Raw genomic sequence first — 15,351 nt, 5'->3', positions numbered from 1 at the left:
TGCTAACTGCTAACTGCTAACTGCTAACTGCTAACTGCTAACTGCTAACTGCTAACTGCTAACTGCTAACTGCTAACTGCTAACTGCTAACTGCTAACTGCTAACTGCTAACTGCTAACTGCTAACTGCTAATTGTTCATTGTCCATTGTTGACTGCTAATGTGCTTCCAGCCAGTCTCTACCTTCACCCAAATCTACATCTAGGGGTACTTCCATTTTAAAGGCATTTTCCATTTCAGCCTTGATCATTTTTCTCATTTCGGGTAATTCCTCTTTGTAAGCGTCAAAAACCAATTCATCATGTACCTGTAAAAGCATTTTTGTTTTAAAATTGCCTTCTTTCAATTTTCTATGGATATTGATCATCGCCAATTTTATGATATCTGCCGCGCTTCCTTGTATTGGAGCATTTACCGCATTTCTTTCCGCAGCTCCGCGAACTACTGCATTTTGTGAATTGATATCCTTTAAATATCTGCGTCTTCCTAAAACGGTTTGCACATACCCATGATCTCTTGCAAAATCTACTTGCTCCTGCATGTAGATTTTCAATTTTGGGTAGGTTGCATAATAAGTTTCAATAAGTTCTTTTGCTTCCCCTCTGGAAAGATCGGTCTGATTGCTCAGTCCAAAAGCAGAAACCCCATAAATGATCCCAAAATTCACTGTTTTTGCATTGCCACGTTGTTCTCTGGTTACTTCTTCTAATGGCACATTAAAAACCCTCGCAGCTGTAGAAGCATGAATATCTTCTCCCTTTTTAAATGCTTCAATCATAGTATCCTCTTTGCTCAAAGCCGCTATAATTCGAAGTTCTATCTGGGAATAATCTGCCGCTAACAAGGTGTAATTTTCATCACGCGGAATAAATGCTTTTCTAACCTGTCTTCCTCGTTCTGTTCTAATTGGGATATTCTGAAGGTTTGGATTGTTGGAACTCAATCTTCCGGTTGCAGCAACTGTCTGCATATAATCTGTATGTACTCTGCCTGTTGTTTTTTCTACCTGTGTTGGCAAAGCATCAATATAGGTGTTCTTCAGTTTTACTAAACCTCTATATTCGAGTACGCTTTTAATAATATCATGATCTGAAGCTAAATAGGAAAGCACGTCTTCACTTGTAGAATACTGGCCTGTCTTGGTTTTTTTAGGCTTTTTAACCAGTTCCAGTTTTTCGAAAAGAATGATTCCCAATTGTTTTGGAGATGCAATATTAAATTCTTCCCCCGCATCTTCATAAATTTTCTTTTCCAGAGTTGCGATATCTTTTTCCAATTCTGAAGAAAGCGATTTTAAGAAATCTTCATCTAAATTGATTCCTTCCAATTCCATATCGGCTAATACTCTGACCAGCGGAATTTCAATTTCATTGAATAATTTTTCGGTTTCTGCTTCTTTTAATTCTGGTTGAAAATGTTGTTTTAACTGAAGCGTTATATCTGCATCCTCTACGGCATATTCGGTTTGCTTATCTAAAGGGACATCTCTCATATTCCCTTGGTTCTTACCTTTTTTGCCAATAAGCTCAGTAATAGATTGTGGAGTATAGTTGAGATATGTTTCCGCAAGTATATCCATATTATGTCGCATATCCGGATTAATAAGATAATGAGCGATCATGGTATCGAATAAAGGTCCTTTTACCTCCACCTTATATTTGGCGAGCACTTTAATGTCGTATTTTAAATTCTGACCTATTTTCTCAATTCCTTCTGCTTCGAAAAATGGGCGTAGTTTCTCAATGACCGCTTGCGCTTCAGTATCATCTTCCGGAAATGGCAAATAAAATCCTTTTCCGGCTTCCCAGGAAAAAGCAATTCCCACCAATTTAGCTTCTAACGGATTTAAACCTGTAGTTTCTGTATCAAAACAAACGCTGGTCTGCTTTAATAAATTTTTGAGAAATAACTCAATCGCCATATTGCTGGTTAAACTTTGATAAACATGCCCAGAAGTTGACAGGTCTTTTCTGCTGGAAGTTTCTTCAATTACAGTAGCATCTCCGCCAAATAAAGAAAATTGCCCTGCCCCTGCAGTTGAATCCCTTACTTGTGCTTTCGCAGTCGATGTTCCAGAAACTTGAGTGGGCGTAGCGGTTTGTTCTCCTGAAAATAATTTTAAAAACTGATCCTTTAATCTTCGGAATTCCAGTTCTTCAAACAACAACTGAACTTTATCTCCATCTGGTTGAGACAATTCATAGTTTTCAGCATGAAATTGTACATCACAATCGGTAATTATAGTTGCTAGTCTTTTCGAAAGGGTTCCAAGTTCCTTGTTAGCTTCAATTTTCTCCTTCATTTTCCCTTTTAGCTTATCAGTATTCGCTAAAAGTTCTTCCATGCTACCATATTCTGTTAAAAATTTCTTAGCAGTTTTTTCTCCAACTCCAGGAAGTCCTGGAATATTATCGGAAGCATCTCCCATCATCCCTAGAAAATCTATCACTTGTTCGGGCCGTTCTACTCCAAATTTCTTCTGAACTTCGGGAATACCTAAAATTTCTATCCCATTCCCCATTCTAGCAGGGCGATACATAAAGATGTTTTCTGAAACTAACTGGGCAAAATCCTTATCAGGAGTAACCATGAAAATTTTATAGCCCTCTTTTTCGGCTTGCTTAGCTAAAGTACCTATCACATCATCTGCTTCACAACCTGGTAATTCCACCACTGGAATATGCATTGCATGTAGGATGTCCTTTATATAGGGAATCGCTATTTTTATTGGTTCCGGAGTTGCATCTCTGTTTGCTTTGTATTCTGAATATAGCTCTGTACGCTCATGACTTCCATCCTTGTCAAAACATACCGCTAAATGATCTGGTTTTTCCCGGCGAATTACATCGAAAAGCGAATTTGTGAACCCCATGATCGCGGAGGTGTCAAGCCCTTTGGAGTTAATTCTTGGATTCTTTATAAAGGCATAATAGCCTCTAAAAATTAAAGCGTAAGCATCAAGTAGAAATAAGCGTTTTTGGTCTGCCATGGGTGAGAATTATAAGTTTATAAAACTACAAAAGTTATAGCTACATGTAAAACACATGTTGTAATTTTAAATAAATGAATTTAGCTTCAGAAAATAATCTGACTGATTTTACAAGAATTAAACATCTATAGCAATGCAAAAAATAGCCATAGCCATTCATGGTGGTGCGGGAACCTTAGTAAGAGGTAAAATGACTTCAGAAAAGGAAAAGGAATATAAAAACGTTTTGAGAGAGGCTATGCAAACCGGGTTTCAACTTTTAGAAGAAGGTAAAGATGCTATTGAAGCGCTAGAGCAAGCAATAATAGTGATGGAAAATTCTCATTTATTTAATGCTGGCAAAGGAAGCGTTTTTACCGCGAACGAAACCCATGAAATGGATGCTGCAATAATGGATGGTAAAACTTTGAATGCAGGCGCTGTAACTTTAATTACGGGTGTTAAAAACCCTATTTCCTTAGCTAGAGATGTTATGGAAAAAAGTGAGCATGTTTTTTTAGCAGGCAAAGGAGCGCTTCAATTCGCAGAATCCTTGAATTATTCCTTTGAAAAAGCTCCTTATTTTTATGATGAATTTAGACACCAGCAATGGCTTGAAATAAAGGATTCAGATTCTTTTCAGTTAGATCATTCCGTAAAAAAAGATTCCAAATTTGGTACAGTAGGAGCGGTAGCCTGTGATAAGAATGGAAACATTGCCGCTGGTACTTCTACAGGAGGAATGACAAATAAGAAGTTTGGTCGTATTGGCGACAGCCCTATAATTGGCGCAGGGAATTATGCCAATAATAATACCTGTGCTGTTTCCTGTACGGGGAGCGGTGAATTTTTTATAAAAGCCGTGGCGGCATATGATGTTTCTTGCTTGATGGAATTTAAAGGCTTGTCTCTTGAAGATGCTACGAATGAAGTTATTCATAAGCGAATTCTAGAAATAGGAGGAGACGGCGGATTGATTGCAGTTGATGCCAAAGGAAATATTGCTATGCCGTTTAACACCGAAGGTATGTACAGAGCCTGTAAAGATTCAGAAGGTTTAGATGAAATTTTAATATATAATGTATAAACAATATTGGCAGAGAAAAGAAACAAAACTACTTCGCTAAGAGAACCAAGAAACAGGACTTAAATTTTAAATCATTTAAAATCTGCTTGAATCCCAATCTCTTGTTGCATCTCTAATAAACTAAGATAAAGAAAAGAATTATCAAACAGACATTCGAAAAACCTTTGGGGATCTAGATTTTTTCAGTGTAGCCCAAACTATAATCGGACATAAATAATATGTGGTTTATATGCGCTGATAAATCTAAAATTTTGTGATTGAATCAAGAACCTCGGGGGAAGCCCGCCCGAACGGTACGGGCGGGCCCACGAGGTATGTCCCGATGGTTCGGGAGGAAAATACTTTTAAAATTCGAGGCAAGCCCGCCTGGATGAAATTCTTTTCAGGCAGGTCTCGGGGAAATAAACCCTCAATGAGGGCTTAAATTTCACTTCTTAAATCTATGATTCAAAAATTTTACAACATATGTTCTGGTACCGTTGTAACCTTAACTGTTCGGTCTTCAATATCAAATGTATCACCTGCAGAAAGCACATGGGTAATTAGATTTGTCATAGTTAGAGGCGTGCCATCTTTTAAAATATCAAAATTATTGTGGGTGAGTTTTCCAGGGTCAAAAATAATAACCATTCCCGAACCAATAATTTCACAATCGTTTCCATTTTTAATAACCAAACCAGTGTCTTCTGCCAAGCCAATGCCAATGCGGTCGTAATATCTAGCCACCGCTTCGGATAATCTTCCAAAGCGGCCTCTTTGAATAAAATGAGTATCTATAATAATTTCAGGAATTAAAGACATCCCCTCCCGTATTTTTGTGGCTGCTTTTATAAAGGATTCTTTACTGCTACCACCTATGATCATTTCCATAGACATGCACATTGCACCAGCGCTAGTTCCTGCAACCACTATCTTTTCATTTTGATAACGATCCAGTAATATTTTGTGAAATTGGGTGTTTTTAATTCTTGCAGTGATTTTAGACTGATTACCACCAGAAAACAAGATACAATCTGCGTTTTTCAAAAGCTCCAGGTTTTCTTTGAAATCTGCTTCTTCCTTAGAGCTTATAAATAATGTTTTTACATTTTGACACCCCAGTAAATAAAAGGCATCAACATAGTTTTTACCTACTACTTCAGGAATTCCGGATGCTGTAGTAATCACCAATATCTCTGAACTTTTACCACCACTTTCTTCAACAACCCTGAACAATATCCCTTGGCTTATATAATCTAATCGAAATCTGTCTGCTTTATGAAATCCTTTGTCTTCATTTCCTCCAATAGGGATGAGGGTTCCTTTAATCATAATTAAAAATTAAATTATGCGGTAAAAATAGTTTAATATTTCGCCTATACATAAATTAACATCATAATTCCATTTTTTCTCATACAGAGAAAGTTTTTAAATTAAAAATTATGAAAATTAGAGAAATACATGCGCTTCGAGGACCTAATTATTGGTCTATAAAAAGGCATAAATTAATAGTCATGGTTTTGGATCTGGAAGAGATGGAAGATCGACCATCAGATAAAATAGATGGTTTTTCTGAAAGGTTAGAAAACATGTTTCCCAACATGTATGAACATCGTTGCTCTGAAGGAGTGGCAGGCGGATTTTTTTCAAGAGTGAAAGCTGGAACATGGATGGGACATATTATTGAACATATTGCACTAGAAATTCAAACTCTAGCAGGAATGGATGTTGGTTTTGGTAGAACCCGAGGCTATGGGGAAGATGGAGTTTATAATGTGGTTTTTGACTACATGGAAGAGGAAGTTGGTTGTTATGCCGCAAAAGCTTCCGTAAAAATTTGTAAGGCACTAGTAAATAATGAAGAATATGATCTAGCAGTTGATATTCAGGAAATGAAAGAAATTAGGGAAAGTGTGAGGCTAGGGCCAAGTACAGGAGCTATTGTAGAAGAATCAGTAAACCGAGGAATCCCATGGCTAAGGTTAAATAAACATTCGTTATGCCAATTGGGCTATGGAGCAAATCAGAAAAGGATTCAGGCAACAGTAACTTGCCATACTAGCAATATCGGGGTTGACCTTGCTGGCGACAAGGTGGAAACCAAATATTTACTGGAACAAGCACAAATTCCAGTAGCCAAAGGAGAGATTTTGCATGACGATTCCAAATTACAAGAAATAATTAATAATTTAGGATTCCCCTTGGTAATAAAACCAGTAAACGCAAACCATGGTCGCGGGGTGACTATTAATATCAATACGTTTAATGATGCTCTTTTGGGATTTAATACAGCAAAAAAAATCTCATCTAAGGTGCTAATTGAAAAGCAAATTACAGGTGAGGATCATCGTCTTCTAGTTATTAATAATAAGTTGGTAGCTGCTTCCCGGCGTACTCCTGCACATGTGGTGGGAAATGGAAAAAATACTATAAAGGAATTGATCAATGAAGTAAACCAGGATCCAAGACGGGGTTATGGTCATGAAAAAATGTTGACACTAATAACTATTGATAATGTAACCAAAGGTATTATTGTTTCTGAAGGTTATACTTTGAAAACTGTTTTGAAAAAAGGACAACGATTTATTTTAAAAGATACTGCTAATTTAAGTACAGGCGGTACGGCAGAAGATGTTACAGATGTAGTTCATCCAGCCAATCTATTTATGGCCGAACGTATTTCTAAAATTATCGATCTTGATATTTGCGGGATAGATGTTATTACAACAGATATTAGCAAACCACTTTCTGAAACTGGCGGAGCTGTTATTGAAGTAAACGCAGGTCCAGGATTCAGAATGCATTTGGCGCCTTCCATAGGATTGCCACGAAATGTAGCAGCACCGGTAATAGATCAATTATTCCCGCATGCATCCACAGGTAAAATTCCTATTATTGCCATCACAGGTACCAATGGTAAAACCACCACCACTAGGTTAATAGCACATATGGCCAAACAAACCGGGTTTAAAGTTGGATATACAACCAGCGATGGGGTTTATATTCAAAATAGATTATTAATGAAAGGTGATTGTACGGGACCTGGAAGTACAGAATTTGTACTTAAAGATCCTACCGTTAATTTTGCTGTTTTAGAATGTGCGAGAGGGGGTATTTTACGTTCGGGGCTGGGGTTTCATAATTGCGATATAGGTATTGTCACCAATGTTGCAGAAGATCACCTAGGGCTAAAAGGAATACATACAATTCAACAGTTGGCACAGGTCAAAGGAGTTATTCCTGAAAGTGTTGTTCCACAAGGTTATGCCATTCTTAATGCAGATGATGATTTGGTTTATAAAATGCGGAAAAAAGCCGTTTCTAATATCGCTCTTTTTTCAATGAACGAAAATAGTCCGAGGATTAAAGCAATGCAAAAAAGGAATGGACTTTCTGCCATTTATGAAAACGGCTATATAACTATTTGTAAAGGGGAATGGAAAATACGAATCATGAAAGCAGTAAATATTCCTTTAACCTTTGGAGGAAAGGCAGAATTTATGATCCAAAATATCCTTCCTGCTGTATTGGCAGCGTATTTGAGAGGAGTGACCATAGAAGATATCAAACTTGCACTTCAAACCTTTAATCCATCACCAGCACAAACTCCGGGGAGATTAAACTTATTTCAGTTTAAAAATTTTCAGGTTTTGTTAGATTATGCCCATAACCCTGCAGGAATGAGAGCATTGCAGAAGTTTATACAAAAAATTGATTGTACGGTCAAGATAGGAATCATCGCCGGGGTTGGAGATAGAAAAGCAGAAGATACCATGCAAATAGGTAGTATTGCTGCTGAAATGTTTGATGAAATTATTATTCGGCAGGATAAAAATCTTAGGGGTAGAAGTGAGAAAGAATTAATTGATATGCTTACCCATGGTATCAATCAATATGATCCCAACAAAAAAACAACAGTTATTCCCAATGAAAAAGAGGCAACCACTTATGCTATTAAGAACGCCAAACAAGGTTCGTTAATTGTGATATGCAGTGATGTGGTAACCGAAGTTTTAGCACTAATTCAAAAAATGCAGGAAGAAGAAGCCCAGTAACCTTAATATTTCTAAAATATATTTGCAGCTTTTAAGTTCTAAAAATTATAACTACTGAGAATAGTTTCATTTTTCCCGTCCTGATATTTTACATAACTGAAGCCTTTCTGAATGCAATGAGAACCGATTTCCCCCTTCTTATTTACTGCGATAAATGCAGCTTGAAACTCCTTGTAATTTGGATTTGCTTTAATTATCCTATTGATGGCTTCCTCACATGCCGTTTGAGGGGATTGTCCTTGTCGCATTAATTCTACGATCAGGAAACTTCCAACACTTTTCATGATTGCTTCTCCCATTCCTGTTGCAACTGCCCCACCAATTTCATTATCTATAAACAATCCAGAACCAATAATTGGGGAATCTCCAACACGTCCATTTACTTTGTAAGATAAACCAGAGCTGGTGCAAGCACCTGCCAGATATCCGTTTTCATCTATGCACAACATACCAATGGTATCATGATTTTCTATATTGATTATTGGTTTATATTCTTTATTTTTAAGCCATTCTTTATAGGCTGCTTTGGAATCATCTGTGAAAAGTTCTTCTTTTTCAAAGCCTTGCTGAATTGCAAAAAGATCGGCGCCTTCACCAGCCAGCATTACATGCGGGGTTTCTTCCATCACTTTTCTAGCCACAGATGCTGCTTTTGAAGTGTGTTTTAAATACACCACTGCACCAGCATTCCCTGAGGGATCCATAATACATGCATCTAGAGTTACATTCCCATCTCTGTCTGGAGCACCACCTTTACCAACCGTAGTATTTCTAATATCTGCTTCTTCTACCATCACGCCTTGTTCTACAGCATCTAATGCGCTGGCTCCTTCAGCTAACAATTCTCCAGCTCTTTTACTGGCATTCGGAAAATTCCACGTGGCTATGCTTAGAGGAAATATGTTTGATTTATTTTGGATCATTTTTGAAGTTTTATGTATGTCTTTAATATTAAATGCAAAAATTGAATTTGAAAATAAGCTTATTCCGGCAGATGCCAGAGTAGATTTTATTATAAAATTTCGTCTTTTCAAAGTTTACTATTTTAAGATTTGATAAATATAAATGATATTGAAGCATTATCAAATTCATTTGTGGCTTTGCCATTTACAAAGAAGTTGAAATCTTATATAAATTTTATTTTGTTGACAAGCATTTGGCGTTAATTTATCTATAAAAGCAAAACTTAAAGCAGTGATTAAAAGTATCTTTGCAAAAAAATTGAATACCCCATGCGTTGGTTCCTGTTTATCTGTTTCTACATTCTAGTTGATATTTATGCTTTTCAAGCGGTTAAAACGCTTACCAAACATAATTGGATCCATATCTCTTATGTATTTCTTTCCTTGGTGGTTTTAGGGAATTTCATCTATCAATTTGCGCAACCAAACCCCAGTGGTGGTTTTGGAAGTGGGAGAGGTTATGCTATGGGATTTGTACTTGCTTTTATGGTGAGTAAAATTCTTCTAACTGTATTTATGTTTGGGGAAGATATCGTTCGTTTTGTAGTGGCCATCTACGGTAGATTATTTTCTACCAATGCTGCTTTTGAAATGCCTTCCAGAAGAACTTTTTTAAGTCAGATCGCTTTAGGGATCGCTGTAATTCCTTTTGCTTCCTTGCTCTACGGAATGTACAAAGGAAAGTATAATTATAAAGTGCTTAATTATACCTTATATTTTGAAGACCTGCCGGACGCTTTTGATGGATACAGAATAACTCAAATTAGTGATATCCATAGTGGTAGTTTCGATAATAAAGAAAAAATAGAATATGCTGTAGACCTTGTTAATGAGCAAAAAGCTGATACAATTTTATTTACCGGAGATCTGGTAAACAATAAGGCGACAGAAATGGATCCGTGGATGGAGACCTTCTCTAAACTCAATGCAAAAGATGGAGTGTTTTCTATACTTGGAAATCATGATTACGGCGATTATGTCGCATGGGAAAGTGACCAGGCAAGATTAAACAATTTACAAGACTTAAAAAAGGTGCATTCCACTTTGGGCTGGGACCTTTTGCTTAACGAACATCGATTCCTTGAAAGAAATGGCGAACGTATTGCTTTGATAGGAGTAGAGAACTGGGGAGCCGGCGGATTTAAAAAAATGGGGGATCTGGATCTTGCGGGAAAAGGTTTGTCTCCACAGGAGTTTAAAGTCTTAATGAGCCATGATCCTTCTTATTGGCAGGAAAAGATAAAAACAGATGGGAATAATTATCATTTAACCTTAAGTGGGCACACCCACGGGATGCAATTTGGAATTGAAATCCCGGGTTGGTTTAAATGGAGTCCGGTGCAATACAGATATGAGAATTGGGCAGGGATCTATGAGGAGTTTGGACGATATATTAATGTTAACCGTGGCTTTGGGTATTTAGCATATCCTGGACGCGTAGGAATCTGGCCCGAGATCTCAGTCATAGAACTACGAAAAGGCTCAAAACCCGCATAATTCAAAGAATTTACTATATTTGATATTAGTACTTAACTTGGTATTAAGATCTAATTTAAATTTAGCTTTTAATTTTATGTCAAAATTTGGTGAATTAATAGATTTAAACATTCCGGTTTTATTGGATTTTTATACCGAATGGAATGAAGCTTCAACATCCATGCACCCTGTACTAAGGGATGTTGCCGCAGCTTTGGGAGATAAGGCAAAGATCATTAAAATAGATGTAGATAAGAACCCTCAACTAGCAGAAGCGCTTAGAGTAAAAGGACTTCCTACACTTATGATCTATAAAAGCGGAGAAATGAAATGGAGGCAAAATGGAGAACAAGATGCAAATACGCTGATTGGTCTTCTGAAAGAATATGTTTAAAGCCCTTTAAACTCGAAACCTTTTTTTGAATAGTACTCTAATACTTTTGGTAGTACTAATTTCAATTTTTCAACAGCTTTTTCGCTATCATGAAAAACAACAATACTTCCCGCTTTAGTATTTTCAATTACATTTTTGAAGCAATTTTCCGCAGAAATATTTGGGTCGAAATCTGCACTTAGGGCATCCCACATTACAATTTTATAATTAAGCTGTTGCAATCGTTTTACTTGCGAAGGTTTTATCTTCCCATAAGGAGGTCTAAAAAGCTTTTGATCATTTGTGTTTTCTGAATACTTCGAAATAACAGCTTCAGCTTTAATTATATTTTCAAGATAATTTGAAGTTGATGTTTTCCAGCCTTTAACGTGATTGTGAGTATGATTTCCGAAGGAATGGCCTTCAGAAATTAGTTGCTGGAATACCTCAGGAAATTTCAAGATATTCTCTCCTACACAGAAAAATGTGGCTTTTGCCTGATAATCATTTAAGACCTTTAGTACCCAAGGAGTGATCGCCGGATGCGGCCCATCATCAAAACTTAGATAGATGGTATTTGTGTTTCGTGGCATATTCCAAAAAAGGGAGGGATATAAAAGCCTCCCTAATCTGGAAATATTATTTAAATATGCCATTGCTTTTTTGCAGTTATTCTAAAGTACTACTATCTAATTCCGGTAAACTTTGCTCTCTTTGAAATTCACTTTCTATAGCAGAATCTGTTGGCATTGCCGGGGCTGCACTTTCTTCTTCACTTTCATCATAGAACCTTGGAAACAGTTTTAGATAATTATTGAATTCTTCAGCTTTCTTCCTTGCGAATTCCTGCTCTCCATTTCTAAACAATAGATCTATTAGAGATCTGTATCTCTCCATATCCGTAATGATATTATCAGCAAAGTCATACTGTCGTTCTTCATCCCAACCGCTATAATATTTTAGATTCTCTTGGTATTTAACAGCAATTTTAGTCCAGAGTTCTTTTGCTTTTTCAGGCTCTCCTACTTCAAAATATCCACTTATATACGGTTCAAGAAGCGTATAATAGCCATAATAATCAACCGGCATTTTCTCCATCGCTAGATCAATTATTTCTTTTGCTCTGGCAGTATCGTTTTCAATTAAAAGCTGCTCGACTAATCTTCCTAAATTACTTCTGTAAGTAATAGAATTCTTTCTGGTTTCCGGATCATGGTAAATATCTGTACTTTCCATATTTCCCCAATCCCAGTTTTTCGCGATCTTATACATTTTGTCTGAATCTACCCGACCCATTTCATACTGGTAGCGAGGATTTACTTTAGTTTGAATAGGAACCAGTTTATAAGCCACTCCGTCCAACTGAAGGTAATCCTTCATCCATAAATAATCGTCGTCTCCATAGCTACCACCTGTGAAGTAGATTGGACGTTCCCAATTATTATTTGCAATAATATCCAGCATTAATAGCCTGTTCTTATAGATCACATTTCCATTAAGCTCTATAAAGATATTATCTACAATGAGATCTGCATCTTTCTGGGCTACTACTCCATTTTTAAGAACCACATTTTTATTTACGGGTATACGAATGTTTTTGGTAGGGAACGTATTTACCATTTGGCCACTTTGAAGCTCTCCTCGAGTTCCTGGATTGTCACTGGCAATCCAATTCATCCAATTCTGGATAGCCATAGTATCTTTAGTAACCTGCTGATAAATTACAAATTCGTTTGTACCCGCACGGTATTGCTTGTATTCTAATTGAGACGGTATAGGATCACTTTCCCAGGCTTTTCGTTTCATTTGAGAGATATACCAGTCTGTAGCAAAAAGGCTGGTATTAATGATACGGACATCTTTCCTGTAGCCTTCAATTTGCTGGGCATACCAAAGCGCAAAAGTGTCGTTATCCCCAATAGTGAATAAAATAGCATTTTCATCTACAGAATCCAGGTACATTTTAGCCATGGCCAATGCAGAATATCTGTCGGATCTATCATGATCATCCCAATTCTGAGAAGCTAAAACTGTTGGCACCGCTAAAAGGCAGGCAGCAATTGCTATTGGAGCAGCAAAAGATGGTTTTAAGTATTTTCTAATGGAATCAAAGATCGCATAGACCCCAAATCCTATCCAGATGGCAAACACATAAAAAGAGCCAACTAAGGCGTAATCTCGTTCTCTTGGTTCAAAAGGGCGTTCATTCAAATAGATCTTAAGGGCGATTCCTGTAAATAGGAAAAAGACCATAAGTACCCAAAAGCCTTTTTTGTCTTTTTTAAAATGAAAGAAAAGTCCGATAAGTCCTAATATGAAGGGCAGGAAGTAATAGGTGTTTCTCGCCTTATTATTCTTCATGTCTGAAGTGAGATTGTCTTGCGACCCTAATCTCATTTCATCTATAAAGTTAATTCCACTAAGCCAGTTCCCATCTGTATCTGTGTATTGGCCTTGAATATCGTTTTGTCTTCCTGTGAAATTCCACATGAAATAACGCCAGTACATATAACCAAATTGATATTCGAATAAGTAGCCAAGGTTAGATCCAAAAGAAGGCTTTTCAATGTTGAGGTATTCGCTAAACTGCATCAGGAATTGGTGATAATCTTCATTGTCCACTCTTCCTAAAGCAACATTTTTTCTAAATTCAGCAATCGCAGTAAGCAATTGGTCTTCGCTCTGATATTCTGGCTTTACAGTAAACTCAAGTGGTCCGGTGAACTGCATATAATTAGCAGCATGCTGTGAGCTCCACATTCTTGGGAGCACAGTTTTATGGCTATCGTCTAAGTTCTGCCTTGCGTTTTTATAATCGTTTACAATAACGTATTTACCAAGTTCTCTGTCTTTTTCGTAGTTAGGCGCATCATCTAAATAAGGATTGTCAGGATCCAGTCCGCTGTACATTTCAGAGAATTGAGGGCCATAGAATAAGTGGGTTTCCCCATATTGTTCCCTGTTGTAATAGGCCAATAGTTCGCGGGCATTATCTGGACTGTTCTCATTGATTACTGTATTTGCATTTGCTCTAATTGGGAGCATAGTCCAACTCGAAAAACCAATCAGAATAAAAAGAATAGAAAGAAGCAATGTGTTGAGTTGAAAATAACTTTTCTTACGGGTATATTGAATTCCGAAGTAAAAAACAGCAACAATAGCTAAAAGTGCTATAATGGTTCCTGAGTTAAAAGGGAGGCCGATGGAATTGGTAAAGAAAACTTCAGAAGTAGCAAAAAATGTGAGCGTGTAAGGTAATAGTAGTTTAAAAATAAACATTAAAACAGCCACTACTGCGAGGTTGGCAATAATGAAATTCTTAATGGTTATTTTCTTATAATTTTTGAAATAATATAAAAATCCGATTGCCGGGATGGTAAGAAGACCCATAAAATGGACCCCAAAGGAAAGTCCTACTACAAAGGAGATTAGAATTACCCATCTGTTTCCTCGTGGCTCAAACATATCTCGTTCCCATAGCAAGCCTAGGTAAAATAAAATAGACATAATACAAGCTGCCATTGCGTATACTTCGGCCTCGCCAGCATTAAACCAGAAACTATCTGTAAAACTGAAAGCTAAAGAACCAACTAAGGCACTCCCTAAAATGGCTATTTTTTTGCTATCGCTTAAGCTTACTACTGGGCCGGTAACTTTTTGAAGCAACAGCACAATAGACCAAAACATAAAAAGAATGGTAAATGCACTAGCTAAGCCGGACATCATATTTACTAAAAGTGCAATTTGACCAGCTTCTGGCGCGAAAGTGGCGAAAAAGGCGCCCATCATTTGGTAAAGAGGAGCTCCTGGTGGGTGTCCTACTTCCAGGTTTGCTGCGGTAGCTATATATTCCCCCGCGTCCCAAAAGCTTGCCGTTGGTTCAACGGTTAACCAATACGTAGTAAGAGAAATTAGAAATACCAGCCATCCTAGTATTTTGTTCCATTTACCAAAGTTAAAGTCTGTCATATTATGCGCATATTGAGTATGATGAGGCGAATTTAAGAATAATTACAAGAATGCATTTATAACGGGACTTAAAAGCAAATATTTTTTATGGAGTTTAAAAAAACAAAATCGAAAAATAAATTATAAAAAAGATGAAAAATGTTTGTGTAAAATAAAGTTTGTTTTAAATTTGCACCCGTATTGAAATACTGGCCTATGGTGTAACTGGCAACACGTCTGTTTTTGGTACAGAAGAGTCTAGGTTCGAGCCCTAGTAGGCCAACTTCAATAGAAAACCCGAACATTTTTGTTCGGGTTTTTTTGTGTTCAATTTTGTTGGGCGAGAAGTCTGTCCCGAGCGTGGTCGAGGGGAGCCCGGATCATGACTAATTGTTGTGTTTATGCAAAAATTGTGGTTAATCTGTAGAGGAAGAATTCTACATTTTTTACTCCTCTGAACTGTGCTCTAAAGGCTTTTATTTTTGCGTTGAATGATTCTGCTGA

The 15,351-nt window shown here is 37.0% G+C and carries 9 protein-coding genes and 1 tRNA gene; 5 read left to right on the top strand and 5 right to left on the bottom strand.

Annotation, left to right across the window (positions count from 1 at the left end):
- Positions 1–156: 156 nt before the first annotated feature.
- A complete protein-coding gene (polA, locus tag ES724_RS16155; RefSeq protein ID WP_146934949.1) occupies positions 157–2,988 on the bottom strand; it encodes a DNA polymerase I in 2,832 nt (943 codons plus the stop codon).
- Between the two features lie 133 nt (positions 2,989–3,121).
- Between polA and ES724_RS16150 the strand changes: the two genes are divergently transcribed.
- Positions 3,122–4,054 carry an isoaspartyl peptidase/L-asparaginase family protein gene (locus tag ES724_RS16150; RefSeq protein WP_146934947.1) on the top strand — a complete coding sequence of 311 codons (933 nt, stop codon included), beginning with the start codon at positions 3,122–3,124 and terminating at the stop codon, positions 4,052–4,054.
- Positions 4,055–4,510: 456 nt separating this feature from the next.
- Here the strand turns inward: ES724_RS16150 and ES724_RS16145 are convergent, their stop codons facing one another.
- Positions 4,511–5,365, bottom strand: a complete 855-nt coding sequence (locus tag ES724_RS16145) for a cyanophycinase (RefSeq protein ID WP_146934944.1) — start codon at positions 5,363–5,365, stop codon at positions 4,511–4,513.
- A gap of 110 nt (positions 5,366–5,475) precedes the next feature.
- On the opposite strand from ES724_RS16145, the gene cphA reads away from it, so the two are divergent.
- The gene (gene cphA / locus ES724_RS16140) at positions 5,476–8,088 is read left to right on the top strand and encodes a cyanophycin synthetase (protein WP_146934941.1); all 2,613 of its coding nucleotides are present in this window, start codon (positions 5,476–5,478) and stop codon (positions 8,086–8,088) included.
- Positions 8,089–8,126: 38 nt separating this feature from the next.
- On the opposite strand, the gene ES724_RS16135 is transcribed toward cphA, so the two are convergent.
- Positions 8,127–9,122, bottom strand: coding sequence for a N(4)-(beta-N-acetylglucosaminyl)-L-asparaginase (locus tag ES724_RS16135; protein ID WP_146934938.1), 996 nt, complete (start codon positions 9,120–9,122; stop codon positions 8,127–8,129).
- 198 nt (positions 9,123–9,320) lie between these two features.
- On the opposite strand from ES724_RS16135, the gene ES724_RS16130 reads away from it, so the two are divergent.
- Both ES724_RS16130 and ES724_RS16125 read left to right on the top strand, forming a co-directional pair.
- Positions 9,321–10,547 (top strand): metallophosphoesterase, encoded by a 1,227-nt coding sequence (locus tag ES724_RS16130; protein ID WP_146934935.1) that lies wholly within the window; start codon positions 9,321–9,323, stop codon positions 10,545–10,547.
- A gap of 76 nt (positions 10,548–10,623) precedes the next feature.
- A complete protein-coding gene (locus tag ES724_RS16125; RefSeq protein WP_026837418.1) occupies positions 10,624–10,920 on the top strand; it encodes a thioredoxin family protein in 297 nt (98 codons plus the stop codon).
- Here the strand turns inward: ES724_RS16125 and ES724_RS16120 are convergent.
- Together ES724_RS16120 and ES724_RS16115 are read right to left on the bottom strand one after the other, a co-directional pair.
- Positions 10,917–11,555 carry a polysaccharide deacetylase family protein gene (locus ES724_RS16120; RefSeq protein ID WP_146934932.1) on the bottom strand — a complete coding sequence of 213 codons (639 nt, stop codon included), beginning with the start codon at positions 11,553–11,555 and terminating at the stop codon, positions 10,917–10,919. The genes ES724_RS16125 and ES724_RS16120 overlap by 4 nt on opposite strands.
- A gap of 13 nt (positions 11,556–11,568) precedes the next feature.
- Positions 11,569–14,868, bottom strand: coding sequence for a glycosyltransferase family 117 protein (locus tag ES724_RS16115; RefSeq protein WP_146934929.1), 3,300 nt, complete (start codon positions 14,866–14,868; stop codon positions 11,569–11,571).
- Between the two features lie 189 nt (positions 14,869–15,057).
- Between ES724_RS16115 and ES724_RS16110 the strand changes: the two genes are divergently transcribed.
- A tRNA-Gln gene (locus ES724_RS16110) sits at positions 15,058–15,130 on the top strand.
- The last annotated feature ends 221 nt before the right edge of the window (positions 15,131–15,351 follow it).

Origin of the sequence: Gillisia hiemivivida, from assembly GCF_007997295.1 — a bacterium.
GTDB lineage: Bacteria > Bacteroidota > Bacteroidia > Flavobacteriales > Flavobacteriaceae > Gillisia > Gillisia hiemivivida.
This window is presented reverse-complemented; position numbering and strand designations above follow the sequence as displayed.

Excerpts from the sequence above, each read along its gene's own strand:
- ES724_RS16125 (WP_026837418.1), top strand. The coding sequence starts at position 10,624 with ATGTCAAAATTTGGTGAATTAATAGATTTAAACATTCCGGTTTTATTG.
- ES724_RS16150 (WP_146934947.1), top strand. The coding sequence starts at position 3,122 with ATGCAAAAAATAGCCATAGCCATTCATGGTGGTGCGGGAACCTTAGTA.
- ES724_RS16120 (WP_146934932.1), bottom strand. The coding sequence starts at position 11,555 with ATGGCATATTTAAATAATATTTCCAGATTAGGGAGGCTTTTATATCCC.
- ES724_RS16130 (WP_146934935.1), top strand. The coding sequence starts at position 9,321 with ATGCGTTGGTTCCTGTTTATCTGTTTCTACATTCTAGTTGATATTTAT.
- ES724_RS16145 (WP_146934944.1), bottom strand. The coding sequence starts at position 5,365 with ATGATTAAAGGAACCCTCATCCCTATTGGAGGAAATGAAGACAAAGGA.
- ES724_RS16115 (WP_146934929.1), bottom strand. The coding sequence starts at position 14,868 with ATGACAGACTTTAACTTTGGTAAATGGAACAAAATACTAGGATGGCTG.
- cphA (WP_146934941.1), top strand. The coding sequence starts at position 5,476 with ATGAAAATTAGAGAAATACATGCGCTTCGAGGACCTAATTATTGGTCT.
- polA (WP_146934949.1), bottom strand. The coding sequence starts at position 2,988 with ATGGCAGACCAAAAACGCTTATTTCTACTTGATGCTTACGCTTTAATT.